This is a genomic window from Micromonospora desertarenae (assembly GCF_056150265.1).
Map to the genome: position 1 here is coordinate 606,844 of NZ_JAXCFQ010000001.1, position 23,965 is coordinate 630,808.

22 protein-coding genes are annotated in these 23,965 nt (G+C 73.9%); 2 read left to right on the top strand and 20 right to left on the bottom strand.

Annotated elements, in window-relative coordinates; genetic code table 11:
• Positions 1-4: 4 nt before the first annotated feature.
• From SM577_RS02805 to SM577_RS02885, 17 genes are all read right to left on the bottom strand, one after another.
• Complete coding sequence (locus SM577_RS02805; protein ID WP_474581897.1) at positions 5-2,875, bottom strand: PQQ-dependent sugar dehydrogenase; 2,871 nt, start codon at positions 2,873-2,875, stop codon at positions 5-7.
• A gap of 356 nt (positions 2,876-3,231) precedes the next feature.
• Entirely contained in the window at positions 3,232-4,299 is a 1,068-nt protein-coding gene (locus SM577_RS02810; RefSeq protein ID WP_302918936.1) for a polyprenyl synthetase family protein, read from the bottom strand.
• On the bottom strand, positions 4,296-5,753 hold the full coding sequence (locus tag SM577_RS02815; protein WP_302918937.1) for an alkaline phosphatase family protein: 1,458 nt from the start codon (positions 5,751-5,753) through the stop codon (positions 4,296-4,298). The genes SM577_RS02810 and SM577_RS02815 overlap by 4 nt, the downstream gene beginning before the upstream one ends.
• 76 nt (positions 5,754-5,829) lie before the next feature.
• Complete coding sequence (gene eboE, locus SM577_RS02820) at positions 5,830-7,038, bottom strand: metabolite traffic protein EboE (protein ID WP_474586204.1); 1,209 nt, start codon at positions 7,036-7,038, stop codon at positions 5,830-5,832.
• Positions 7,038-7,904: a TatD family hydrolase gene (locus tag SM577_RS02825; RefSeq protein ID WP_474581894.1), complete on the bottom strand. Its 867-nt coding sequence runs from the start codon at positions 7,902-7,904 to the stop codon at positions 7,038-7,040. Before SM577_RS02825 ends, eboE begins: the two co-directional genes overlap by 1 nt.
• On the bottom strand, positions 7,904-8,524 hold the full coding sequence (locus SM577_RS02830) for an EboA domain-containing protein (RefSeq protein WP_302918940.1): 621 nt from the start codon (positions 8,522-8,524) through the stop codon (positions 7,904-7,906). The genes SM577_RS02825 and SM577_RS02830 overlap by 1 nt, the downstream gene beginning before the upstream one ends.
• 123 nt (positions 8,525-8,647) lie before the next feature.
• The gene (locus tag SM577_RS02835; protein WP_474581893.1) at positions 8,648-9,727 is read right to left on the bottom strand and encodes a sugar phosphate isomerase/epimerase family protein; all 1,080 of its coding nucleotides are present in this window, start codon (positions 9,725-9,727) and stop codon (positions 8,648-8,650) included.
• Positions 9,724-10,629, bottom strand: a complete 906-nt coding sequence (locus tag SM577_RS02840; RefSeq protein ID WP_474586205.1) for an SCO3242 family prenyltransferase — start codon at positions 10,627-10,629, stop codon at positions 9,724-9,726. The genes SM577_RS02835 and SM577_RS02840 overlap by 4 nt, the downstream gene beginning before the upstream one ends.
• A complete protein-coding gene (locus tag SM577_RS02845; protein WP_302918943.1) occupies positions 10,613-11,773 on the bottom strand; it encodes an inositol-3-phosphate synthase in 1,161 nt (386 codons plus the stop codon). Before SM577_RS02845 ends, SM577_RS02840 begins: the two co-directional genes overlap by 17 nt.
• Positions 11,774-12,344: 571 nt before the next feature.
• Entirely contained in the window at positions 12,345-13,556 is a 1,212-nt protein-coding gene (locus SM577_RS02850) for a Gfo/Idh/MocA family protein (RefSeq protein ID WP_474586228.1), read from the bottom strand.
• Positions 13,557-13,609: 53 nt separating this feature from the next.
• Positions 13,610-14,665, bottom strand: coding sequence for a substrate-binding domain-containing protein (locus SM577_RS02855; RefSeq protein WP_474581890.1), 1,056 nt, complete (start codon positions 14,663-14,665; stop codon positions 13,610-13,612).
• Positions 14,666-14,785: 120 nt separating this feature from the next.
• Positions 14,786-15,907: an ABC transporter permease gene (locus tag SM577_RS02860; protein WP_474586206.1), complete on the bottom strand. Its 1,122-nt coding sequence runs from the start codon at positions 15,905-15,907 to the stop codon at positions 14,786-14,788.
• On the bottom strand, positions 15,904-17,466 hold the full coding sequence (locus SM577_RS02865; RefSeq protein ID WP_302918947.1) for a sugar ABC transporter ATP-binding protein: 1,563 nt from the start codon (positions 17,464-17,466) through the stop codon (positions 15,904-15,906). The genes SM577_RS02860 and SM577_RS02865 overlap by 4 nt, the downstream gene beginning before the upstream one ends.
• Before the next feature lie 91 nt (positions 17,467-17,557).
• The gene (locus tag SM577_RS02870; protein ID WP_302918948.1) at positions 17,558-18,736 is read right to left on the bottom strand and encodes an ROK family protein; all 1,179 of its coding nucleotides are present in this window, start codon (positions 18,734-18,736) and stop codon (positions 17,558-17,560) included.
• Positions 18,737-19,054: 318 nt separating this feature from the next.
• Positions 19,055-20,167 carry a YihY/virulence factor BrkB family protein gene (locus tag SM577_RS02875; RefSeq protein ID WP_474581887.1) on the bottom strand — a complete coding sequence of 371 codons (1,113 nt, stop codon included), beginning with the start codon at positions 20,165-20,167 and terminating at the stop codon, positions 19,055-19,057.
• Positions 20,168-20,231: 64 nt separating this feature from the next.
• Positions 20,232-21,041 (bottom strand): ABC transporter permease, encoded by an 810-nt coding sequence (locus SM577_RS02880; protein ID WP_302918950.1) that lies wholly within the window; start codon positions 21,039-21,041, stop codon positions 20,232-20,234.
• Positions 21,042-21,052: 11 nt separating this feature from the next.
• Entirely contained in the window at positions 21,053-21,853 is an 801-nt protein-coding gene (locus tag SM577_RS02885) for an ABC transporter permease (protein WP_302919643.1), read from the bottom strand.
• A 166-nt stretch (positions 21,854-22,019) separates the two neighbouring features.
• Here SM577_RS02885 and SM577_RS02890 point away from each other — a divergent pair, with 166 nt between their 5' ends.
• A complete protein-coding gene (locus tag SM577_RS02890) occupies positions 22,020-22,334 on the top strand; it encodes a PadR family transcriptional regulator (protein ID WP_302918951.1) in 315 nt (104 codons plus the stop codon).
• Complete coding sequence (locus tag SM577_RS02895) at positions 22,334-22,672, top strand: hypothetical protein (RefSeq protein WP_474586207.1); 339 nt, start codon at positions 22,334-22,336, stop codon at positions 22,670-22,672. The genes SM577_RS02890 and SM577_RS02895 overlap by 1 nt, the downstream gene beginning before the upstream one ends.
• A gap of 66 nt (positions 22,673-22,738) precedes the next feature.
• Here SM577_RS02895 and SM577_RS02900 read toward each other — a convergent pair whose 3' ends face one another.
• The 3 genes from SM577_RS02900 to SM577_RS02910 are packed head-to-tail and all read right to left on the bottom strand — an operon-like array spanning position 22,739 to position 23,942.
• Positions 22,739-22,927, bottom strand: coding sequence for a DUF397 domain-containing protein (locus tag SM577_RS02900; RefSeq protein ID WP_474586208.1), 189 nt, complete (start codon positions 22,925-22,927; stop codon positions 22,739-22,741).
• A gap of 29 nt (positions 22,928-22,956) precedes the next feature.
• Positions 22,957-23,148 carry a DUF397 domain-containing protein gene (locus tag SM577_RS02905; RefSeq protein ID WP_474586209.1) on the bottom strand — a complete coding sequence of 64 codons (192 nt, stop codon included), beginning with the start codon at positions 23,146-23,148 and terminating at the stop codon, positions 22,957-22,959.
• Entirely contained in the window at positions 23,139-23,942 is an 804-nt protein-coding gene (locus SM577_RS02910; protein WP_474586210.1) for a helix-turn-helix domain-containing protein, read from the bottom strand. The genes SM577_RS02905 and SM577_RS02910 overlap by 10 nt, the downstream gene beginning before the upstream one ends.
• Positions 23,943-23,965 lie beyond the last annotated feature (23 nt).

Below are 23,965 nucleotides of genomic sequence, written 5' to 3' on the forward strand. Positions count from 1 at the left end.
CAACTCAGGGCAGGGTCCACTTCTGGTTCGCGGCGGCGGTGCAGGTCCACAGGTGCACGGCGGTGCCGTCGGCGGAGTTGTTGCCGGAGACGTCCAGGCACTTGCCCGACTGCGGGTTGCGCACCGTCCCGTCCGCCTGCGCCGACCAGTTCTGCGCACCGGTGCCGTTGCAGGTCCACAACTGGATCTTCGTACCGTCCGCCGAACCGCCACCGGAGACGTCCAGGCACTTGCCCAACGCCCGGATCGTCGAGTTCGGCGTCACCGTCCACGTCTGCGCCGCCGTGCCGTTGCAGGTGTAGAGCTGGATCTGCGTACCGTCGGCGGTGCCCGCGTTGCGCACGTCCAGGCACTTGCCGGCGAGCCCCCGGATCGGCCCGGTGCCGCCGCTGGCGGTGCCGGTGTTCAGGGTGAAGGCGTCCACGTCGTAGAGCGCCCCGGTGCCGGAGCCGGCGAAGGTCAGGTAGAGCGTGGTGGTGCCGGCCGGCGCGCCGGCCACCGTCCCGGTCACCGTGGTGAAGGCGTCCCAGGCCCCGGTCACCGGCACCGTCGCCGAACCGAGCACCGTGCCGGTGGCCGAGCCGGCCCGGATCTGCACAGTGCCGCCCGCGCCGGCCGAGGAGACCCGGGCGGTGAACGAGGTCACGTTGCCGAGTTGGTACGGCTGGAACGCGATCCAGTCACCGTTGTGGATGTCACCGACGGTCTTGCCGCCCTCGGCGGTGGCCTTGTCGAAGGTGTTGATCCCCGACGAGGTCTTGAAGTGCTCGGCCTGCCGGTGCCGGGGCTGGAGGGTGTGCTGGGTGTGCGTGGTCAGCCCGCCGGCGTCGGTGTACTCGGCGTCGAAGATGGCGAAGATGTTCGCCGCCTCGTCGTGCTCGCCGTCGACCGGGATGGTGATCGCGCCGGAGCAGCCGTTCTGCGAGGTGATCTGGTGCCCGTGCTGGTCGTGGCCGAGCACGTAGGTCATCTTGACCTTGGTGCAGTCGATCGTGCCGTCCTCCGGGTCGGTGACGGTGATGCTGAACGGCACCGTGTCGCCGTAGGAGAAGAGCCGGCCGTTGCCGGGGTTGTTGATGGTCACCGTCGGCGCGGTGTTGCCGACGGTGATGACCACGCTGGCGCTGCCGGTGGCGCCCTGCGGGTCGCGCACGGTCAGCGTGGCCGTGTACGTCCCGTTGGCGGTGTACGTCTTCGTCGGGTTGGCCGCCGTGGAGCTGGTGCCGTCGCCGAAGTTCCAGGCGTACGTCAGCGCCCCGCCCTCCGGGTCGGACGAGCCGGCCGAGGAGAAGGTGACGGCCAGCGGGGCGGCGCCGGAGGTGCGGTTGGCGCTCGCCGCCGCGGTCGGCGCCCGGTTGCCGCCGCCGATGTGGTCGAACCGGTAGAGCGCGGAGTTGGCGTCGCCGTTGAAGTAGCCGGTGCCGTAGTCGAGCACGTAGTACGCCCCGTCCGGGCCGAAGGCCGAGTCCATCACCTGCTTGCCTGTCCACGGGAAGCTGTCGATGGTGCCGGGCGAGCCGTCGGCGTTGACGTGGATCGGCTTGATCCAGCCCCGGCCGAACTCGGTGGCGAAGAACTGCCCGTCGAAGGACTGCGGGAACTTGGTGGTCGAGGTCGACGCGGCGTCGTACCGGTAGACCGGCCCGCCCATCGGCGACTCGGAGCCGCCGCCGAACTCGGGCGGCGTGCCGGCGTCGCCGCCGTACCGGATCCAGGACGGCTTGGCCGCCGGCAGGGTGGGCAGCCCGGTGTTGCGGAACGAGTTGTTGGTCGGCCCACCGGCGCAGTTGAACTTCGGCCCGGTGGCGTTGGTGGCGAAGTTCCACTCGTTGTACGTCTCGCTACTGGTGTTCGTCCCGGTGCAGTACGGCCAGCCGTAGTTGCCCGGGCCGGTGACCCGGTTGAACTCGACCTGGCCGGCGGGGCCGCGGGTGGTGCTGGTGGAGCCGGCGTCCGGGCCGTAGTCGCCGACGTAGACGATGCCGGTGGCCCGGTCCACGCTCATCCGGAACGGGTTGCGGAAGCCCATCGCGTAGATCTCCGGCCGGGTCCGCGCGTCGGAGTCGACGAACATGTTGCCGGCCGGGATCGAGTACGTCCCGTTCGCGTTCACCTTGATCCGCAGGATCTTCCCGCGCAGGTCGTTGGTGTTGGCCGCGCTGCGCTGCGCGTCGTAGCCGGGGTTGCGGTTGGTGCGCTCGTCGATCGGCGCGTACCCGGCGGAGTCGAACGGGTTGGTGTCGTCGCCGGTGGACAGGTAGAGGTTGCCCGCGGCGTCGAAGTCGATGTCCCCGCCGACGTGGCAGCAGAGCCCCCGGTCGGCCGGCACGTCCAGCACGTCGACCCGGCTGGCCTGGTTGAGCGTGAAGTCGGCGTTGAGGGTGAACCGGGACAGCCGGTTCACACCCTGCCAGGCGGAGAAGTCGCTGCCGGTGGCCGGCGCGTCCCCGGCGGGGGTGGACAGCGGCGGCGCGTAGTAGAGGAAGACGTGCCGGTTGCTGGCGAAGTTCGGGTCGACCCCGACGCCCTGCAGGCCCTCCTCGTCGTGGGTGTAGACCGGGATCGTGCCGATCACCGTGGTGGTGCCGGCCGCGTCGGTGCGGCGCAGCGTGCCGTTGCGGGCGGTGTGCAGCACCGAGCGGTCGGGCAGCACGGCCAGCGACATCGGTTCGCCCATCTCGGCCACGCCGCGGGCGAGTTCGACCTGCTGGAAGTCGGTGGCGGTGATCGGGTGGGCCTGGGCCGGCGCGGGGCCGCCGAGCGCGGCCGGGCCGGCGCCGAGGGAGACCGTGCCGGCCGCGGCGACCAGGAGCAGTGCCGAGCCGGCGGAGAACCATCGTCGGGGTCGGTGGGTGGAACCGTCCGTGGTGGACATCGTTGAGCTGTCCCTTCCTGACGAGTGACTGCCAGGGCGGGCGCGCGCCGTCGCGCCGGATGCCGTAGCGGGGGGATGCGGCGGCCCGCCGGGGTGCCGCCCCGGCCGGCCGTGACCACCGGTCGGTGAAGCCACGTCTCGGAGGTCACCAGTCGATGGGTTACCGCGCCGCCGGTTCACCTCGACGAAACAGTGTCGTGTTGGGCACGACATTAAGTTGCCGACGTCGATGTGTCCATACCTTCTGCGGATCCAGAATGGACTTTTGTCGATCTGGGCGAAAGTCGGCGTCTCGGGCCCTGCGCTCGCCGGGGTGGCCGGCCGCGGAACCCGGCCCGAGCCGTCGCCGCCGCGGCTCAGAGCCGGCGGTCGACCACCTGGCCGGCCAGGCCGATCAGCGCCGCCCGGGTCTCCTCGCCCAGCGGCGCGTGCGCCAGCGCGGTCAGCGCGGCCTCGGCGCGGACCCGGATCATCTGCTCGATCCGCTCCCGGGCGCCGGTGCGCTCGATGATGTCGCGCAGCTCGGCCGCGCCGTCGGCGTCCAGTGCCGGGTTACCGAACAGCTCCCGCAGCCGCGCCGTCTGCGCCCGGTCGGCGGCGCTGCGGGCCAGCGCCATCATCACCGTGGGCTTGCCCTCGCGCAGGTCGTCCAGGACCGACTTGCCGGTCACCGCCGGGTCGCCGAAGACCCCGAGCACGTCGTCGCGGAGCTGGAACGCGTCGCCGAGCGGGTCGCCGAACTCGGCCAGCGCGGCGAGCAGGTCCGGCCCGCCCCCGGCCAGCGCCGCGCCGATCTGCAACGGCCGGGTGACCGTGTAGCGGGCCGCCTTCATCCGGATCACGGTCAGCGCGCTGGCCACCGAACCGTCGCCGACCCCGGAGACCAGGTCGAGGTACTCGCCGGCGATCACCTCGGTGCGCATCAGCGCGAAGACCGCGTACCCCCGGTGCACCTGCTCGGTGCTCAGCCCGCACTCGTGGAACATCTGGTCGGACCAGGCCGCGCAGAGGTCGCCGCAGAGCAGCGCCGTGTTGCGCCCGTACGCCTCCGGGTCGCCGCGCCAGGCCGAGCGGGCGTGCAGGTCGGCGAAGAGCCGGTGCACCGACGGCTCGCCCCGGCGCCGGTCGCTGCCGTCGAGGATGTCGTCGTGGATCAGCGCGAAGGCGTGGAACAGCTCCAGCGCGGCGGCCGCTACCACGATCGGGGTGCCGTCCGCGCCCCCGGCGCCGCGCCAGCCCCAGTAGCAGAAGAGCGGGCGCAGCCGTTTCCCGCCGGCCAGCACGAAGCGGTGCAGCGCGGTGAAGACACCCCGGGGCGCGCCGTCCGGCCACTCCGGGCCCTGCCGGTCGAGGAACGCGGCCAGCTCGGCGTCGAACCGGGCCCGCAGCCCGCTCGCGTCGGTCGGCGCCACGGTCACCGTCACGGCGCCTCCCCGGTCGGCCCGCCGGCCGGTGGACGCCGCCGGCCGGCCGGGACGCGGTCGCCCTGCGGGCCGGGTGGCAGCCCGGCCAGCTCCAGCAGCAGCGCCTTGACCTCGGTGGCGGCGATCCGGTCCCGGGCCGCCGCCGGGTCGGAGCAGAGCAGCACCGGCCCGTCGGCCGGGTCGGCCGGCAGCCGCCCGTGCGAGCCGCGGACCGCCCGCGCGCCCGCGTCGAGCCCGACCACGCTCATCAGGTAGCGCATGCCGAGCTTCTTGCGGGCCAGCGCGACCGCTGCCCGCCGCTTCGCCGCCCCCGGCGCGGCCGGGTCGAAGAAGAGCTCGGCCGGGTCGTAGCCCGGCTTCCGGTGGATCTCCACCAGCCGGGCGAAGTCGGGCGCCCGCGCGTCGTCGAGCCAGTAGTAGTACGTGAACCAGGCGTCCGCCTCGGCCACCAGCACCAGCTCACCGGCGCGCGGGTGGTCCAGCCCGTGCGCCGCCTTGCCGTCGGCGTCGAGCACCTCGGCCACCCCGGGCAGCCCGGCGCAGAGCTTCGCCACCGCCGGCACGTCGGCCGGGTCCCGGACGTAGACGTGCGCGACCTGGTGGTCGGCGACCGCGAACGCCCGCGAGGTCCACGGGTCGAGGTACTCCATGCCGGCCTGGGTGTGCACCCGGAGCAGCCCCTCGGCGCGCAGCAGCCGGTTGACGTCGACCGGGCGGGACACGTCGGTGATGCCGTACTCGGAGAGCACCACCACCGTCGCGTCCCGGGCCGCGGCGGCGTCCAGCAGCGGCCCGAGCACCCCGTCCAGTTCGGCCGCGGCGGCCGCCGCCCGGGGCGACGAGGCGCCGAAGCGTTGCAGGTCGTAGTCGAGGTGCGGGACGTAGACCAGGGTGAGGTCCGGGGCCTGGTCGGCGAGGATCTGCTCGGCCGCCCGGCAGATCCAGGTCGAGGAGGCGATGCCGGCGCCCGGACCCCAGTAGGTGAAGAGCGGGAAGGTGCCCAGCCGGCCGGTCAGCGCGTCGTGCAGCTCGGGCGGGTGGGTGTAGCAGTCCGGTTCCTTGCGCCCGTCGGCGTGGTAGACCGGCCGCGGCGTGACCGTCCAGTCCACGTCCGCGCCCATCGCGTACCACCAGCAGACGTTGGCCACCGTGTAGCCGGGCTCGGCCCGGCGGGCCGCCTGCCAGAGCTTCTCGCCGCCGACCAGCGCGTTGTGCTGCCGCCAGAGCAGCACCTCGCCCAGTTCCCGGAAGTACCAGCCGTTGCCGACGATGCCGTGCCCGGCCGGCAGCGCCCCGGTGAGGAAGGTCGACTGCACCGAGCAGGTCACCGCGGGTAGCACCGTGCCCAGCTCGGCCCGGAAACCGGCGTCGGCGACCGCGCGCAGCCGCGGCATGTGCGCCAGCAGCCGCGGGGTCAGCCCGACCACGTCCAGCACCACCAGCCGCCTGCTCATGCCGCCACCTCGCTCCGCTCGGCGCCGCCACGAGGCACCGCGGCGCTGTGTCGATGATTCGCTCGCCACGGCTCGCTCATGCCGCCACCTCGCTCCGCTCGGCGCCGGCCCGCGTCGGGTCGGCCGGCGCGAGGCCGAGCGCGGCCAGCTCGTCGCGGGCGAAGGCCAGCTCGGCGGCGATCCCGGCGGCCAGCTCCGCGTCGGTGCGCGGCCGGCGCGCCTCCGGCAGCACCCCCCAGGTGTACGTCTCGACGTCCAGGTGGTCGCAGCCGGCCTCCGGGCCGGTGTAGAGCGCGGCCAGCGCGGCGCGCAGCACCGGCAGGGTGGCGCCCAGCGGCTCCTCGGGCGGGGCGTGCAGCGGCACGTGGTAGTGCACCCGCCAGGGCCCGGGCAGCCGGGCGTCCAGCGCGGCGTCCAGGTCGTCCGCCGCGCACGCCGGGTCGGCCGGGTCGGCCGCGCCCGCGCAGCCGGCGGCCCGGGTCTGGTGCAGGAAGCGCGGCTCCACCCACCGGCGCAGCGCCTCCGTCGCCTCGGCCGGCGCCTCGATCGCCGCGGAGACCTGCACCTTCACCACCGGCAGCCCGGCGGCGCGCAGCCGGGCCAGTGCCTCGGCCGGCTCCTCCCAGGCGCACGCCAGGTGCGCCAGGTCCAGGCAGACGCCGAGCCGCTCGGTGTCCATACCGGACAGTACCCCGGCCGCCTGTGCGCTGCTCTCCACCAGACAGCCGGGCTCCGGCTCGAAGCCGACCCGGACCGGCCGGCCGGTGTCCCGCTCGACGGCGGCGAGCCCGGCCGCGAGCTGGTCCAGCCGGCGGCGGGCGGCGTCCGCCCGGCTGGCGTCCCAGGGGTGCCGCCAGGCCAGCGGGAGGGTGGAGACCGAGCCGCGGGCCGCGTCCTCGGGCAGCAGGTCGGCCAGCACCCGGGCCAGGTCGAGGGTGTAGCGCAGCCGCCGTTCGGTGGTCCAGTCCGGGTGGTAGACCTCGCCCTTGACCACCGGGGCCTGGAAGGCCGCGTACGGGAAGCCGTTGAGGGTGACCACCTCCAGGCCCCGCGCGGCCAGTTCGGCGCGCAGCCGGCGGCGGGCCGCGGGGTCGGCGGCCAGCTCGGCGGCGACCGGGGCGGCCAGCCACAGCCCCAGGCCGAGCAGGTCGGCGTCGAGGTGCCGGCGCACCGGCAGGGCGTAGCTGTCCAGTTGGGCGAGGACGCCGGCGAGGTCCTCGGCGGGGTGCACGTTGGTGCAGTAGCCGAGGTGGACGGTGCTGCCGCCGGCGTGCCGCAGCCGCATCAGCTCCCCCCGCGCAGGATCGAGTTGCCGGCGTACGTGCCGGTGGGCGGGTCGACGTCGGCCAGGTCGAGGTCGGTCAGGTCGAGCCGGCCGGACTGGCCGTAGAACTCGACCGGGTTGCGCCACAGCACCTGGTCGACGTCGTCGGCGGTGAACCCGGCGAGCAGCATCGCCTCGCCCGTGGCGCGGGTCAGTAGCGGGTCCGAGCGCCCCCAGTCGGCCGCCGAGTTGACCAGCATCCGCTCCGTCCCGTACGCCCGCAGCAGCTCCACCATCCGCGGCGGCGACATCTTGGTGTCCGGGTAGATGGAGAAGCCGAGCCAGCAGCCGGTGTCCCGGACCAGTTTCACGGTCACCTCGTTGAGGTGGTCGAGCACCACCCGGCCCGGCTCGATGCCGCTCTCCCGGACCACCGCGAGGCTGCGCTCCACGCCCCGGGACTTGTCCCGGTGCGGGGTGTGCACCAGCGCCGGCAGGTCGTGCGCGACGGCGAGGGCGAGCTGGGCGGCGAACGCCGCGTCCTCCTCCGGGGTCATCGAGTCGTAGCCGATCTCGCCGACCGCCACCACGCCGTCCTTCTCCAGGTAGCGGGGCAGCAGGTCGAGCACCGGGCGGCAGCGCGGGTCGTTGGCCTCCTTCGGGTTGAGCGCGATGGTGGCGTGGTGCCGGACGCCGAACTGCCCCGCCCGGAACGGCTCCCAGCCGATCAGCGAGTCGAAGTAGTCGGCGAACGAGTCGGCGCTGGTGCGGGGCTGGCCCAGCCAGAACGCCGGCTCCACCACCGCGCGTACCCCGGCCGCGGCCATCCGTTCGTAGTCGTCGGTGGTACGCGAGGTCATGTGGATGTGCGGGTCGAAGATGCGCATCACGCCTCCCTGGCGGTGGGCCGGCCGGAGCCGGCGGTGAGCCGGTCGAGCAGGTCGGTGGCGTCGGCCGGCATGCTCCGGCCGGCGGCGTGCCGTTCGGCCGCCAGCGCGGCCAGCATCGCGGCCAGCTCGGCGTCGGCGCGCGTGTCGAGGTCGGCCACCGCGGCCAGCGGCACCCCGGTGAAGACGCACTTGAGCACCGCCTGCCGCCAGGCCGCCGGGTCCAGGTGCCGGGCGTACGGGCCGAGGGCGGCGGCGACCAGGCGGGTGTCGTTGGTGCGGATCGCGTCGTGCAGCAGCGGCACCCCGGCCGCGCCGATCGGCAGCAGCGGCAGCGCCTTCAGCACGGCCCGCTTCTCGGCGGCGTCGCCGTGCCGGTAGAGGGCCTCGGCGCGCTCGGCGTGCCGGGTGGGCAGGCTGGTCAGCAGCAGCACCCGGGCCGCCTCGTCGGCGGTCCAGCCGGGCAGTCCGGCCAGCTCGTGCCGGCCGCAGCGCCGGCCGGCGGCCGGGAACGAGCGGGCGATGCTGTCCGGTTCGGCGGCCACCCGGCGCAGGGCCTCGGCCAGCCAGTCGGGATCGGACACCTCCCGCAGCGCGGCCCGCAGCTGATCGGCTGTCATCGTGCCTCCCCTCGGCGCCGCCTCCCGACCGGGAGCCGGCGCGGTCTAGTGGCGCCCGGGGGCGGCCTGGCCGCCCCGCCACCGGCACCGGCCGGTGGGCACCCTCGGCCCCTCGTTCCGCACCTACATACGCACCGCGGCCTTCCGGTCCGGGCTGTCGGTGGGTGCGGAGCGGGGGGCCGCGGCGCGTGCCGGCCGCGCGGACGCCTCGGCGCGGCCGGGCGCCTCGCCACGCACGGACGCCTCGACACGCGCGGACGCCTCGACACGCGCGGGCGCCTCGGCGCGGGTGGACGCCTCGGCACGGGCGGGCGCGCCGGCACGAGCGGGCGCCTCGGCGCGGGTGGCGGCGGCGCGCAGGAAGTCGATCGAGCGGGCGGCGACGGCCGGTGCGGCGTGCGAGTGCCGGGGCAGTTCGACGGCGACCAGGCCGCGGTAGCCGGCGTCGGCGAGGGCGCCCAGCACCGGCGGGAAGTCGATCTCGCCGGTGCCGAACTCCAGGTGCTCGTGCACCCCCCGGCGCATGTCGTCGATCTGGACGTTGACCAGGTGCTCGGCCACGTCGAGCACGCAGGCCGGCACCGGACGCGGCTCCAGGCAGCGGCAGTGCCCGATGTCCAGGGTGATGCCGAAGACGCCCGGGTCGCCGAGCGCGGCGCGCAGCCGCCGCCAACCGGCGATGTCCTCGACCAGCATGCCCGGCTCGGGCTCGAAGCCGAGCGGCACTCCGGCCGCGTCGGCGGCGTCCACCACTGTCGCGCAGCCGGCGACCAACCGGTCCCAGGCGGCGGCCGGGGCGACCGGCTCGGGGCGTACGCCGGCCCAGAACGAGACCGCCTCGGCGCCCAGGTCGGCGCCGATCCGGACGGCGCGGCGGAGGAACTCCACCCGCCGCGTCGGGTCGTCGTGCAGCAGCGTCGGCGCGTGCTTGTGCCACGGGTCGAGCAGGTAACGCGCCCCGGTCTCGATCACCACGGCGAGGCCGAGGTCGGCCAGCCGGCGCCGGACGGCGGCCACCCGACGGGCCAGCGCGGGCGCGAACGGGTCGAGGTGGTCGTGGTCCAGGGTGAGCGCGACGCCGGTGTAGCCGAGGTCGGCGATCACCGCGAGCGCGTCGTCCAGCCGGTGGTTGGCGAAGCCGTTGGTGCCGTAGCCGAACCGCAGGTCGGTGGGGCGCGGCGGCGGGTCGGGGCGGGCGGTCATGTCGGGGAGACCTTCCGGGCCAGCCGGCGGCCCAGCGGCGCGGCCGCCGCCACGGCCAGCCCGAGCAGACCCGCGCCGGAGCGCGCGGTGAGCGCGCCCTGCAACGCGGGCAGCCCGGTGATCCCGGCGCCCACCGCGGCGCGTACCCGCCCGGCCGAGGGCTCGGCGACCACCCGCGCCTGCGCCCCGCCGTAGCGGGCGGCGTACCAGCCGGCGAGCACCGCCGGCAGGGCCGCCGCGACCCGGACCAGCCGGACCCGGCGCCGCGCCGGGTCGCCGGCGCGGCGGGTGCGGGCGGCCGGCGGCGCCGCGGCGGCGGCCGCGACCAGGGCGGTGCCGGCCAGGGTGCGCAGCGGCAGGCCGGCCTCGGCGCCGCTGACCTCGCGGCGGGACAGCGCGGTGACCGTCCAGGTGTGCGCGGCCACGGTGACCGCCGCCGGCACCGCCCGGCGCAGCCGGCCGCCGGACGCGCCGAGCAGCACGTCCAGCCCCCGGCAGGCGGCCATCACGGCCGGCCCGGCGGCGGTGTTCTTGGCCGCCAGGTCGTACCCCCAGACGGTGGCCGCGAGCGGCAGCGCGACCGCGGCGGCCCGCCTTCCGCCGGCGGCGGTGGCCAGCGCGAGCCCGGCGGCGGTGAGCCCGGCGGCGAGGCCGAACGCGACGGGCGGGCTGACCCGGCCGCTGGGGATCGGCCGCTCCGGCCGCTCGACGGCGTCCAGCCGCCGGTCGGCCCAGTCGTTGGCGGCCATGCCGGCCCAGTAGAGCAGCACCGAGGCGCCGGCCAGCGCGGGGGTACGCGGGCCCAGCGTGCCGGCCGCCGCGGCGCCGGCGAACACGTCCCCGGGAACGGAGAGCGCGGCCGGTGCGCGGACCAGCTCGGCCAAATCAGCCGGGCTGGGCATCGCTGCCTCCGGCGTGCAGCCGGCGGGTGAACTCGCACAGCCGGGTCCACTGCTCGGCCAGCGCGTGGGTGGGCGCGGCGAGCGGGTCCTTGAAGAAGAAGGCGAGTTCGGCCAGCGGCCCGCGGTGCCCGGCGGCGTGCGCGGCGGCGGTGAGCCGGGCCAGGTCGAGCACCAGCGGCGCGGCCAGCGCGGAGTCGCAGCCGTGCCAGGTGAACTCCAGCCGCATCCCGGTGCCCAGGAAACCGGCGAAGGTGACCAGGTCCCACGCGGTCTTGAAGTCGCCGAGGTCCTCGACGTAGTCGATCCGGGTGCCGCCCTGCGGCTGGTAGCCGAGGGTCTCGCCGAGCACCCGCTGCTTGCTCTCCACCTTGGCCGCGTTGGCGGCCGGGTCGGCCAGCGTGGCGCCGTCGCCGCCGCCGAGCAGGTTCACCCCGGACCAGGAGCGCACCGCCAGGTGCCGCATCGCGAACATCGGCGCGAGCACCGACTTGACCAGGGTCTCACCGGTCTTGCCGTCGTGCCCGGCGTACGGCAGGCCGCGCTCGTCGGCCAGCGCGCGCAGCGCGGGCAGGCGCAGCCCGGTGGACGGGGTGAAGTCGACGTACGGGCAGCCGGCCGTCACCGCCGCGTACGCGTAGAGCGAGCTGGCCGGCAGCACCTCCTCGGCGCCGGCGAGCGCGGCCCGCAGCGCGGCCGGGTCGGCGTGCGCCGGATGCGGCCGGGCGACCGGTTCGGTGGCCGAGACGTTGACCACCACCACCCGGTCCAGCTCGTGCCGGCGGCGGAAGTCGTCGAGGTCGCGGGCGGTGGCGGCGGCCCGGTCGGCCTGGCTGCCGCCGGCCGGCGCGGGGCGCAGTTCCCGCTCGACCGCGGCGAGTTCGTCGGCCAGCGCGGCGACCAGCCGCCCGGGCAGCACCCCGGCGGCGGCGAGCGCCTCGGCCCGCTTGACCAGCGGGGTGGCGACCACGTCGTGGCCGCCGAAGACCAGATCGGCGAAGGACGGCAGGGCGGGGCCGCGCAGTTCGGCCAGCTCGGTGACGCAGCCGGTGGGGCCGGCCAGCCCCGCCCGCAGGGCGAGCGCTCCCACGATGCTGGTGGTCGCGACCGAACCGCGCGCCCCCACCAGCCAGACACCCGTACGCATGGTGCTCCTTCCCAGATCAGGAGGAACCGGCCGGAAATAGAATTATATACATATTTCTTTGTATCGGGGAAGATCTTCCGGCGGAGCGGATGGCCCCGTCCGGCCGTCCACCTCGGGTGGAGCTGACCGGCCGGCGTCGAAGTCGGCGGCAACGGCGCCGGACCGGTTCCCGGTGCGGGCCGGACGGACGGGGCTGGTAGGCAGGGTCGGTCGGCGTCTCGACCCTGCCTCCCCCGCATCCGGCCGGTCGGAGCGACGGCACGCCCCGGCCGGACGTCTCAGCCGTTCGCCGGAACGGTCGATGCCCGGGGCGCGGAGCACCCGCGGGAGTGAGAGCGGTGGACGGTGTCGACGCGAGCGGTGGGGAGTGCCATCTGGTCCTCCGGATCGCCGGGTTGGTGGCGGCCCTCCGGTGCGGCCGGGGAATCCCGGTCCGGCCGCACCGGACGACCGTCCTGCTCGTGCGCCACCGGGCCGTACGGCCCGGCTGCACGTCCTCCGGAACCGGCCTCGCCCCGGCCGCGGGGCGCAAACCGCGGCCGGGCCCTCGCCGGTCGGTCCAGGAGGTGGCTCAGGCGGCCACCGGGGCCAGCGCCGGCTCCACCTCGGTCCACGAGGAACCGAGCTCCGCCGACCGGGTCACCGCGTCCAGCACCAGCTGGACCTGCAACGCGTCGGCGAAGGAGGGGGCCGGGTCGACGCCGGTGGCGATCGCCTCGATGAAGTCCCGCATCTGGTGGGTGAACGAGTGCTCGTAGCCGATGATGTGGCCGGGCGGCCACCACGCCGACATGTACGGGTGCTCCGCCTCGGTCACCAGGATGCGGCTGAAGCCCTGCTCGGCGGTGGGTCGGGTGGCGTCGTAGAACTCCAGTTCGTTGAGGCGTTCCAGGTCGAAGACAACGGTCCCGAGGGAGCCGTTGATCTCCACCCGGAGGGCGTTCTTGCGGCCGGTGGCGAACCGGCTCGCCTCGTACGTGGCCAGCGCGCCGCCGTCGAGCCGGGCCACGAAGACCGCGGCGTCGTCGACGGTGACCGGCCCCGTGGCCGGCCCGTGCCCGTCGACGGAGCCGTGCCCGTCGACCGGGCCCGCCCCGTCCACGCTGGCCGCCAGCCCGCTCGACTCGGCGGGCAGCGGCCGCTCCTTGACGAACGTCTCGGTCACCGCGCTGACCCCGGTGATCCGCTGCCCGGTGACGAACTGGGTCAGGTCGATGATGTGCGCGCCGATGTCGCCGAGCGCGCCGGAGCCCGCCCTGTCCTTCTGCAACCGCCAGACCAGCGGGAACTGCGGGTCAACGATCCAGTCCTGCAGGTACGTCGCCCGGACGTGCCGGATCACTCCGAGCCGTCCGTCGGCGACCAACTGCCGCATCATCGTGACCGCGGGCACCCGGCGGTAGTTGAACCCGCACATCGACCGCACCCCGGCGGCCTGGGCGGTGGCCGCCGCGGCGGCCATCGCCCGGGCCTCGGAGACCGTGTTGGCCAGCGGCTTCTCGCACAGCACGTGCTTGCCGGCGGCCAACGCGGCGAGTGCGATCTCGGCATGGCTGTCGCCCGGCGTGCAGACGTCCACCACGTCGATGTCGTCCCGGCTGACCAGGTCACGCCAGTCCGTGGTGTACGCCTCCCAGCCGAGCCGGTCGGCGGCGTCGGCCACCTTCCCGGCGTCCCGGCCGCAGATCAACGCCATCCGGGCCCGCGCCGGCAGGTCGTACACCCGGTTCACGGTGCGCCACGCCTGCGAGTGCGCGGCGCCCATGAACGCGTAGCCGACCATGCCGACCCGCAGTTGCTTGTCTGTCGTGGACAAGGTGGGTCTCCCCCCGTGTGTCAGAACCCGAGCTTGAGGTAGTTGCTCGCGTTCTCCTTGGTGATCGTCTCGGAGGCGAGGATGATTTCCTTCGGCACCTGGAGCTCCACCAGGTCGGACATGCCCCGGCCCTGGGCGATCAGCCGGGCCAGCGAGATCGCCGACGAGGCCATCGACGGGCTGTAGGTGACCGTCGCCTTGAGCGGCGTGTTGTCCGCCTGGATGTCCTCCATCGCCTTCTTCGAGCCGGCGCCGCCGACCATCAGGAACTCCTTGCGTCCCGTCTGGTTGATCGCGGCCAGCACGCCGATGCCCTGGTCGTCGTCGTGGTTCCAGAGCGCGTCCAGCTTGGGTACGGCCTGGAACAGTTGGGACGCCGCCTGCTGCCCCGAGTCGGCGGTGAACTCCGCCGGACGGCGGTTCTCGACCTTGAGACCGGCCTGCGCGAGGGTGTCGGCGAAGCCCTTCGAGCGCTCCTGGGTCAGCTCCAGCGAGTCGATGCCGGGGATCTCGCCGATGATCGGGTTGCTCACGCCCTTCGCCTTGAGCTGCTCGATGATGTACGTGGCCGCGGCCACGCCCATGCCGTAGTTGTCGCCCTTGATCTGCAGCCGGTACGCCTTCGCGTCCGGGAAGGCCCGGTCCAGGTTGACCACCGGGATGCCGGCGTTCATCGCCTCCAGGCCGAACGCGTTGAGCTCCTTGCCGTCGTGCGGCAGCAGCACGATCACGTCCGGCTTCTGCGAGATCAGGGTGGACAGCGCCGCCCGCTGGGCCGCCGCGTCCGCGCCGGCCTCGACCGTCTTGAACTCCACGTCGGAGTACGTCCCGGCCTGCGCCTTGGCGTTGTTGGTGATGGCGGCGATCCAGCCGTGGTCCGCGGCCGGCGCGGAGAACCCGATCGTCACCCGCTTGCCGGGTTCGCTGTTGCCGCCGGGCGCGCCGGCCGCCTTGGTCTGCGCCTCGGTCGGCTGCTCCTCGTTGCTGGTGCACCCGGCGAGAAGTACGCCGGCGCCCACGGCGGCCCCGCCGAAGAGCAGTCGGCGGCGCGACAGGTCGCGACTGTGCTGGGTCATGCGGACCTCCTGTGTTCGCGGTGGTGGAGGGAACGGTTCGCGGTGCGGGGGAAAAGGGTGTGCGGGGCCCGGCCACCGTCGCGTGCGCCGGCGGCCCGGGTGGTGCGTGGTCGGATCGGGTCAGGTGGTGGTGAGCCGGTTGCGGCCCAGGAACCGGGTGACGCTGCGGAACTTGACCTGCTGGACCAGGACGGCCGCGACGATGATGCCGCCCTTGACCATGTTCTGGGCCTCGGTGGAGAGACCGTTGATCGCGAAGAGGTTGGTGATGGTGGCGAAGATGACCACCCCGAGCAGGGAGCCGATGATGGTGCCCCGCCCGCCGCTGAGCAGCGTGCCGCCGATGATCGCGGCGGCGATCGCGTCCAGTTCGTAGAGGTTCGCCATCGCCGCCTGGGCCGAGTTGGCCTGGGCGGTGAGCATGATGGCGGCGATGCCGCAGCACAGCCCGGAGAGCGCGTAGAGCAGCACGGTGTGCAGCTTGACGTTGATGCCGGCGAGCCGGGCCGCCTCCGGGTTGCCGCCGACGGCGACCGTGCGCCGGCCGAAGGTGGTGCGGTTGAGCAGCACCCAGCCGGCCGCGACCACCGCGGCGAGGATGTAGACCAGCAGCGGGATGCCGAGCAGGTTGTTGCTGGCCAGGCCGTTGATGAAGGAGTTGTCGGAGACCTGGGTCTGCTTGTCGGAGATCTCGGCGGCGAGGCCGCGGGCGGCCACCAGCATGGCCAGCGTGGCGATGAACGGCACCAGCCGGCCGTACGAGATGAGCAGCCCGTTGACCAGGCCGACCGCGAGCCCGACGGTGAGCGCGCTGAAGATCATGCCGCCGGCGCCATAGCTCTGGGTGGCCACCGTGGTGCACCAGACCCCGGCCAGCGCGACGATCGCGCCGACCGAGAGGTCGATGCCGCCCCCGATGATCACGAAGGTCATCCCGACGGTGACCACGCCGACCACCGAGGCCAGCTTGAGGATGCTCAGCACGTTGTCCCAGACCCAGTCCGGGTTGGAGTAGAGATCGGATCGGGTGACCGCGCCGATCACGATCAGCACCAGCAGCACCCCGATCAGCGCGAGGTTGCGGCGGGCGCCCTCGCCGCCGTCGCCCCGCCACCAGGAGAGCCGCCCGGCGGCCGCCGTCTGCCCGCTGGCCGCGGCCGTCTCCGCCGGGTGCACCGGCGGGGACTGCGCCGGCAGCTGCGCCGCCCGCTCCGCGGTGGGTGTGGAGGGTACATCGCTCATGCCGGTGCGCCTTCCATCAGGGACCCCGCCATGACGAGGTCGAGCACGGTGTTCTCGTCCAGTTCGCCGGCCGGGGCTTCGCGGACGACCCGCCCCTCCCGCATGACCAGCACCCGGTCGGCCAGACCGAGCACCTCGGGCACCTCGCTGGAGACCAGCAGCACCCCGACGCCGCGGGCCGCCAGGGCCCGGATGACCTGGTACAGCTCGGACCGGGCGCCGACGTCCACGCCCCGGGTCGGCTCGTCGAGCAGCAGCAGCCGGGTGTCGCCGAGCAGCCACCGCCCGACCACCACCTTCTGCTGGTTGCCGCCGGAGAGGGTGCGCACCGGCCGGCGGACGTCGCGGGGGCGCAGCTCCAGGCTCTCGGCGATCCGGTCCGCCTCGGCCCGCTCCCGGCCGGTGTCGGTGAAGCCGAACCGCGCGTACCGGCCGAAGGTGGCCAGCGTGACGTTGCGGTAGATCGGCTCGCCGAGCAGCAGCGCCTGGCTCTTGCGTTCCTCCGGGGCCATCCCCATGCCGGCCCGTACCGCCGCGCCGACGCTGCCCGGACGCAGCGTCCGGCCGGCCATGGTGACCGTGCCGGCCTCGGCCCGCCGGGCGCCGTAGATGGTCTCCAGCAGCTCGGAGCGGCCCGAGCCGACCAGCCCGGCGATGCCCACGATCTCCCCGGGCCGGACGCTGAGCGAGACGTCGGCGAACTCCCCCGCCCGGGTCAGCCCGTCCACCCGCAGCAGCTCCTCGCCGCCCGGCTCGGCGGCGGGGCGGTCCGGGAAGACGTACTCGATGGTGCGGCCGGTCATCCGGCTGACCAGGTCGCGGGTCGGGGTGTCCCGGGCCGGCAGGTTCGCCGCGGTGGTCCGGCCGTCCTTGAGTACGGTGACCCGGTCGCCGATCTCCCGGATCTCCTCCAGCCGGTGCGAGATGTAGATGACCGCGATGCCCTGGGCGGTCAGCTCGCGGATGATCCGGAACAGGTTGCCGACCTCGTCGTGCGCGAGCACCGCGCTCGGCTCGTCCATGATGATCAGTCGTGCCTCGTGCGAGAGCGCGCGGGCCATGCTGACCACCTGCTTGCCGGCGGCCGGCAGGGCGCGGACCATCCGACCGGGCGGGATCTCGGCGTGGCCGAGCCGGCCGAGGATCTGCCGGGTGCGCCGGGCCATGTGCCCGCGGCGGACGAAGCCGAACCGGCGCGGCTCGTGGCCGAGGAAGGTGTTCTCCGCGACCGAGAGGTCCTCGACCAGGTCGAGTTCCTGGTAGATGGTGGCGATGCCGGCGCGCATGGCGGCCTGCGGGTTGGCGAAGGTGGCCGGCTCGCCGCGCCACTCGACCAGCCCCGAGTCGGGCCGGTGCACCCCGGCGAGCACCTTGATCAGGGTGGACTTGCCGGCGCCGTTCTGCCCGAGCAGGCAGTGCACCTCGCCGGCCCGCACCTCCAGCTGCACCCCGTCCAGGGCGCGTACGCCCGGGAAGGTCTTGACCACGTCGGTGAGGCGCAGCACCACCTCGCCCGCGACGGCGTCGGCGGGCGCCTCGACCAGCGGAGCATCTGTCACGACGGCCTCCTCGGGTTGCGCGCGCTGCTCGGTCACCGTGCCTTCTCCGTTCGCGACTGTGGGGCTCGCAGAACCGGCTCACTCCTCGCGCTCACGATGCCTCCCCGAAGGCCACGTCGCTGGCGAGGACCGCGGCGCCGGCCACCCCGGCGCGCGGCCCCAGCTCGGACAGGACGACCGGGAGGTTGCCGGTGGCCAGCGGCAGCGACCGGCGGTAGACCACGCTGCGGATCTCGGCGAGCAGGATGTGACCGAGCTGGGCGAGACCGCCGCCGATCACGATCATCGACGGGTTGGTGAAGCTGACCAGCCCGGCCAGCACGCCGCCGACCCGCCGCCCCCCGTCGCGGATGAGTTGGATGCAGGTGACGTCGCCCTCGACGGCGCCCTCGGCGACGTCCAGCGCGGTGACCTCACCCCGGGCGGCCAGCCGCTCGGCCAGCGCGGGCGAGGCGCCGCTGCGCGCCGCGGCGGTCGCGTCCTTGGCCAGCGCGGCGCCGCTGAACAGCGCCTCCAGGCAGCCGACGTTGCCGCAGGAGCACATCGGACCGTGCGAGTCGACCTGGATGTGGCCGATGTCGCCGGCGCAGCCGTCGGTGCCCCGGTAGACCTCGCCGCTGAGGTAGATGCCGCAGCCGATGCCGGTGCCGATCTTGACGAAGAGGAAGTCGTCGACCGAGTGCGCCACCCCGCCGTGCCGCTCCCCGATCGCCATGATGTTGACGTCGTTGTCGACCACGGCCGGGCAGCCGTGCTCGCGCGTGAGCAGCTCCCGCACGGGGAAGCGGTCCCAGCCCGGCATGATCGGCGGGGAGACCGGGACGCCGTCGCGGAAGCTGACCGGGCCGGGGACGCCGATGCCGACCGCGTCGAGGCGCTCGTAGGCGCCGTCCACCCTGGCCTTGTGCAGCAGCTCGTTGACCCGCTGGAGGATCAGCTTCGGCCCGGAGCGGATGTCCGCCGGTTCGGCGTAGGCGGCGACCGGCTCCAGCCGGCCGTTGACCACCTCGACGTCGATCGAGCTGGCGCCCAGGTCGACGGCGGCGAAGCGCAGGTGCGGGCTGAGTTCGACCAGGGTGGAGCGGCGGCCGCCGCGGGAGGCGGCCAACCCCGCCTCGGCCACGTAGCCGAGGGCGACCAGCCGTTCCAGCTCGGCGAGCAGGCGCGGGCGCGGCATCTGCAACCGGTCGGCCAGTTCGGCGCGGGAGACCGCCCCCTCGTCGCGGAGCAACCGCAACAGCCGTACGTGCAACGGGTCCACGGTCCGCACCGGGCTCACCTCTTCAGGGGCTCGTCCACGTCGGCGCAACGCCGAGGTGTTGTGTCCGACACAGTAGGAGCGTTCCGTGCCGCCTGTCCAGAGCTTCGGCCCATCTGACTCCAACTTTTGTCCGTCCGAACAAAAGCTAATAGTGGATCAAGAAAAGAGCCCCGCCCCCGCCTCGCGCGATCTTGCAGTTTGTGCCCCGGCAAAGGCCGCAGGTCAGGACAGAAACCGGGCCGAAAGTGCAAGATCGCGGAGGACCACGCGGAGCGCCCCGCCACCCGGGGTGGGGGGCGGGGCGGGGTAGGGGCGGGGTAGGGGCGGTTAGCGGGGGCCGGGGGCGTTGCGCTTCTTGCGGAGCTTGCGGTCGTCGCGCAGCTCGACGTACGGCTCCTCGTCGGCCGCGTGCCCGGCCGAGATGGCGCGGCTGCGCTCCAACTCGGCGTCGAACTCGGCGCCGAGCAGGATCGCGATGTTGCTGAGCCAGAGCCAGACCAGGAAGATGATCACGCCAGCCAGCGCCCCGTAGGTCTTGTTGTACGAGCCGAAGTTGCTCACGTAGAGGGCGAACAGGCCGGAGACCACCAGCCAGATCACCACGGCCAGCACGCCGCCGGGGCTGACCCAGCGGAACCCGCCGTGCCGCGCGTTCGGCGAGGCCCAGTAGAGGATCGCGAACATCAGGCTCACCAGGACCAGCAGCACCGGCCACTTGGCGATGTTCCAGACCGTGACCACCGTGGAGCCGACCCCGATCGCCTCACCGACCTGTTCGGCCAGCCCGCCGGTGAAGACCACGATCACCGCGGAGGCCAGCAGCATCACCCCGATCACCGCGGTGACCCCGATCCGGATCGGCAGCGTCTTCCAGATCGGCCGGCCCTCGGGCACGTCGTAGATGGTGTTCGAGGCGCGCATGAACGCCGCGATGTAGCCGGACGCGGACCAGAAGGCGGCCAGCAGACCGAGGATCGCCGCGAGACCGGCGAAGCCGCCGCTGCGTGTCGCCTGGTCGATGGCGCTCTCGATGATCTGCCGGATGTTCTCCTGCGGCACCGTCTGGGTGACGGTGTCCTTGACGCCCTTGGTGGCCCGCTCGCCGAGCAGGCCGAGGATCGAGACCAGCACCAGCAGGCCGGGGAAGATGGAGAGCACGCCGTAGTAGGTCAGCGCCGCCGCCCAGTCGGTCAGGCTGTCGTCCTTGAACTCCCGGACGGTGCGGCGCAGCGCCGCCTTCCACCCGGTGCCCGGCAGCTGGGCCGGGCTCTCCGGCCCCTCGTCCGGCCCGACCGGCCGGGAGTGGCCGGCACGCCGGCCGCCGTCGGCGCCCCGCGCGTGCTCGGCGTCGCGGCCCGGGCGGGCGTGCTCGGGATCGCGCCCGGCGGGTGCGTCATCGGCGTCGCGCCCGGCGCGGGCGGAAGTCTCGTCGGAGGCCATCGCCCCTCCCTCGTGGTCTGCGGTGTGCTGACCACATGCCCCGACGACCGCACCGGATAACCCGCTACTTGTAGAGCAACCTGCCCATCCGGCGGGAGGCCACGAGCAACCCGACGGCCAGCACGGCCAGCAGGTAGAGCACGTCGGGCAGCCACGACCAGCCGTCGCCGCCGACCGTGACGCCCCGGATCAGGTGCACCGCCCGGTAGAGCGGGGTCACCTCGACCAGCCAGCGCAGCACCGACGGGTACGCCTCGGCCGGCACGAAGGTGCCGGAGAAGAGGAAGAGGGTGAACTGGGCCGACCCCATCAGGTCGAAATCCTGCCAACTGCGCATGAAGGTGGAGACGGACATGCCGATCGCCCCGAAGGCGAACCCGACCAGCACCGCGGCCGGAAAGGCGACCAGCGCCCGGGCGGCGGTGGTGAGGTCCATCGCCACCATCACGGCGAGGAAGGCCGCCGAGTAGGCGCTGCCCCGCAGCATCGCCCAGCCCAGCTCGCCGAGGGCGATCTCGAACGGCTGCACGGGGGTGGCGATCACCCCGTCGTACAGCTTCATGTACTTCATCTTGCCGAAGAAGTTGAAGGTGGTCTCGGCCAGCGCGCCGGTCATCGCCGAGGAGGCCAGCATCGCCGGGGCCACGAACGCCGCGTACGAGACGACCTGCCCGCCGGGCAGGGTGAGGTCGCCGACCAGGGCGCCCACCCCGACCCCGATGGAGAGCAGGTAGAGCAGCGGCTCCACGAAGCCGGAGAGGAGCAGCAGCCAGTAGACCGACTTCAGCGCCGCGACGTTGCGCTCGGCGACCGACACCGACCGCCGGGTCGCGGCGGAGACGTCGACCAGCCGGGGCAGTACGAGAGTGACCACGACAGCCTTCCTCAGACGACCAGCTTGCGGCGGAACGCACGGTGGGCCAGCAGCCAGCCGCCGAGCGCCCAGGCCGCGAGGTAGAGCAGGTGGCCGGCGACCGACCACTGCGGAGCGACGCCCAGGGTGGCCGCCCGGCACAGGTCGACGCCGTGCCAGAGCGGCGTCGCGTAGGCCACCCAGCGCAGCCCCACCGGCAGCGACTCGACCGGGAAGAACACCCCGGCGAAGAGCGTCATCGGGATGACCGCGAAGCGGAACAGCATGGCCAGCCAACTGTCGGTGTCGACCGCCGACGCGTAGGCGAAGGTGGGCGCCGCCACGGCCAGCCCGAGCAGCGCCACCACCGCCGGGACCACCAGCGCCCAGGGCGAGCGCAGCGCCCCGAACAGGGCGGTCACCACCAGGAACGCGGCGATCGTGGTGAGCACCCGGAACAGCACGAAGGCCAGGTGACCGGTGAGGATGTCGGCCACCCGCAGCGGCGCAGCGCTCTGCGCGAAGTAGGTCTTGATCCACTGGAAGTTGCTGAACACCGGCCAGGTCGACTCGCCGATGGCCACCTGCACCGCGGTCGAGGCGATCAGCCCCGGCACCAGCCAGTCGAGGTAGCGCACGCCGTCGACGCCCTGGTCGATGTAGGCCCCGACGCCCAGCCCGAAGCCGACCACGGTCAGCACCGGCAGCAGGAACGAGGAGAAGACCCCGGCCCGCCAGGTGCGCCGGTAGCCCACCAGGTAGTGCGCCAGCACCGCGAGCGCCGGCACCCGGGGCAGCGGCGGCCGCGCCCGCTCCCGCGCCTGTTGGGTCACGCTCACCCGATCACCCCCGTCCACCACGGCCTTCCTACCCCGGGGGTACGACAGGCCGTGGCCACCCTACGACCGGCGTGCCGACCTGTCGTGGCAGTTTCCGCCGCCGGCGGGGGTGCCCGGGTTTTCCTGGACAGGCTTAATCTACATAGGTAGTCTTGACCTCGTGGAGCCACTCGGACGCATCGGTGCGGCGACGGTCGACGTCCTGCGGGTGCTGCTCGACAGCGACCGGCCGCGCTGGGGGCTGGAGATCATCAAGGCCACCGGCCGCCCGTCCGGCAGCGTCTACCCGCTGCTGGAGCGGTTGGAGCGCAACGGTTGGGTGACCTCGCACTGGGAGGACGAGACCGACCGTCGCGGCCCCCGGCGGCGGATGTACCGGCTCACCGCCGACGGCACGGTGGCCGCCCGGCGGGTCTGCGCCCAGGCCGCCGCCCGGGCGGCGGACCGGCGCCCGGCTCGACTGCGGGAGGCGTGATGGCGCCGGTCCGGGCCGCGCTCGTCCTCGTCCGCTGCGCCGCGGCGCTGCTCCCCGGCCCCTCCCGGGCCCGTCATCTCGAACAGTGGCAGGCGGACGTCCACGGCGCCGCCGACCTCGGCATGTCACCCCTGCGGCTCGCCGCGGGCACCCTCCGCGCCGCCGTCCGGATCGCCGCCACCAGCCCGAAAGGACCTCGAACCATGCAGCCAATCGGCCTGCTCGCCCTCGCCCTGAAGCTGGTCGGCGGCACGCACGCCCGCCGCCGCGCCGCCACGCTCGCCGCCGTGTTCACCGCGACCCTGCTGGCCGGCGTCGGCCTGCTCATCGCCGGCTGACCGGCGACCGCTCCGCCGCCGGCTGCCCGGACCGGCACCCGGCATCCGGCATGCGCGGCGAGCGAGCTACCGCCGGGCGACGCCTGCGATGAACGCGCGCCAGGCGTCCGGGTCGAAGGTCAGGGCCGGGCCGGCCGGGTCCTTGGAATCGCGCACGGCCACCACGCCGGGCAGGTTGTCGGCCACCTCCACGCACGCACCACCTTGGCCGTTGCTTCGGCTGCTCTTGCGCCACCGGGCGTCGGTCAGATCCATGCCTCCGCCACCTCCACCAGGAGACAGCCCTACCGTCGGCCGGCCGTGTGCGCGACGAACGCGCGCCAAGCGGCGGGATCGAAGGTCAGGGCCGGGCCGCCCGGGTCCTTGGAATCGCGCACCGCCACCACGCCGGGCAGGTTGTCGGCCACCTCCACGCACGCGCCGCCGCTGCCGTTGCTGCGGGTGCTCTTGCGCCACCGGGCGCCGCTCAGGTCCATGTCTCCGCCACTTCCGCCACCAGGTCGAGGGACTGCTGCTGCGATAGTGCCTCACCACGGATCGACTCCCACACCTCGACCATCTGCCGCACATACTCCGCACGGTCGATCACCTGGCCGTGGCGCTGCCCCTCCAGGTAGACAACGTCCTCCCCGGCGGGCGAGGTGGCGATCACGAAGGGGCCGTCGAGCCCAGCGTACGCTCCGGCGGAGAGGGGCACGACCTGGATCCGAACCCGGGACAATGCCGAGCAAACCTTTACCAGGTGCCGCAACTGCTCGCGCATCACCGCCGATTCGCCGACGCAGCGGCGCAGCACGTACTCGTCTATGACGGCGGTGAACAATGGCGGTCGCTCACGGGTGAGCACGCCCTGTCGATCAAGCCGGGTCGCCACCTGCTGTTCGATCTCGTCCGCCGCGAACAGCCCGGCACCGACGAGAATGGCCCGGGCGTAGCCCTCGGTCTGCAACAGGCCCGGCACGTAGAGCGGCTCGAACCACCGCAGTGCCGTGGCTTCCTGCTCGATGCCGGCCCAGTCGCGGAACCAGGGCACCACTGTCTCCCGGCTGATCCGGCGTTGGATGCGCTCGAAGCGGCCGTCGGCGCCGAACACCGCGTCGCAGCGGCGGGCGAAGTCGAGGCTCGGCCGGCGCTCGCACGTCTCCACCTTGGCGACCAGGGCGCCCGAGTAGCTCAGCGCCTCGGCCAGCGCGCTCTGGGACATGCCGCTGGTGGCCCGGGCCAGCCGCAGCTCCTCCGCGAAGTGGTCCAACATGGACGAGCGTTCCACGGACAGCCTCCGTACATCCTCGT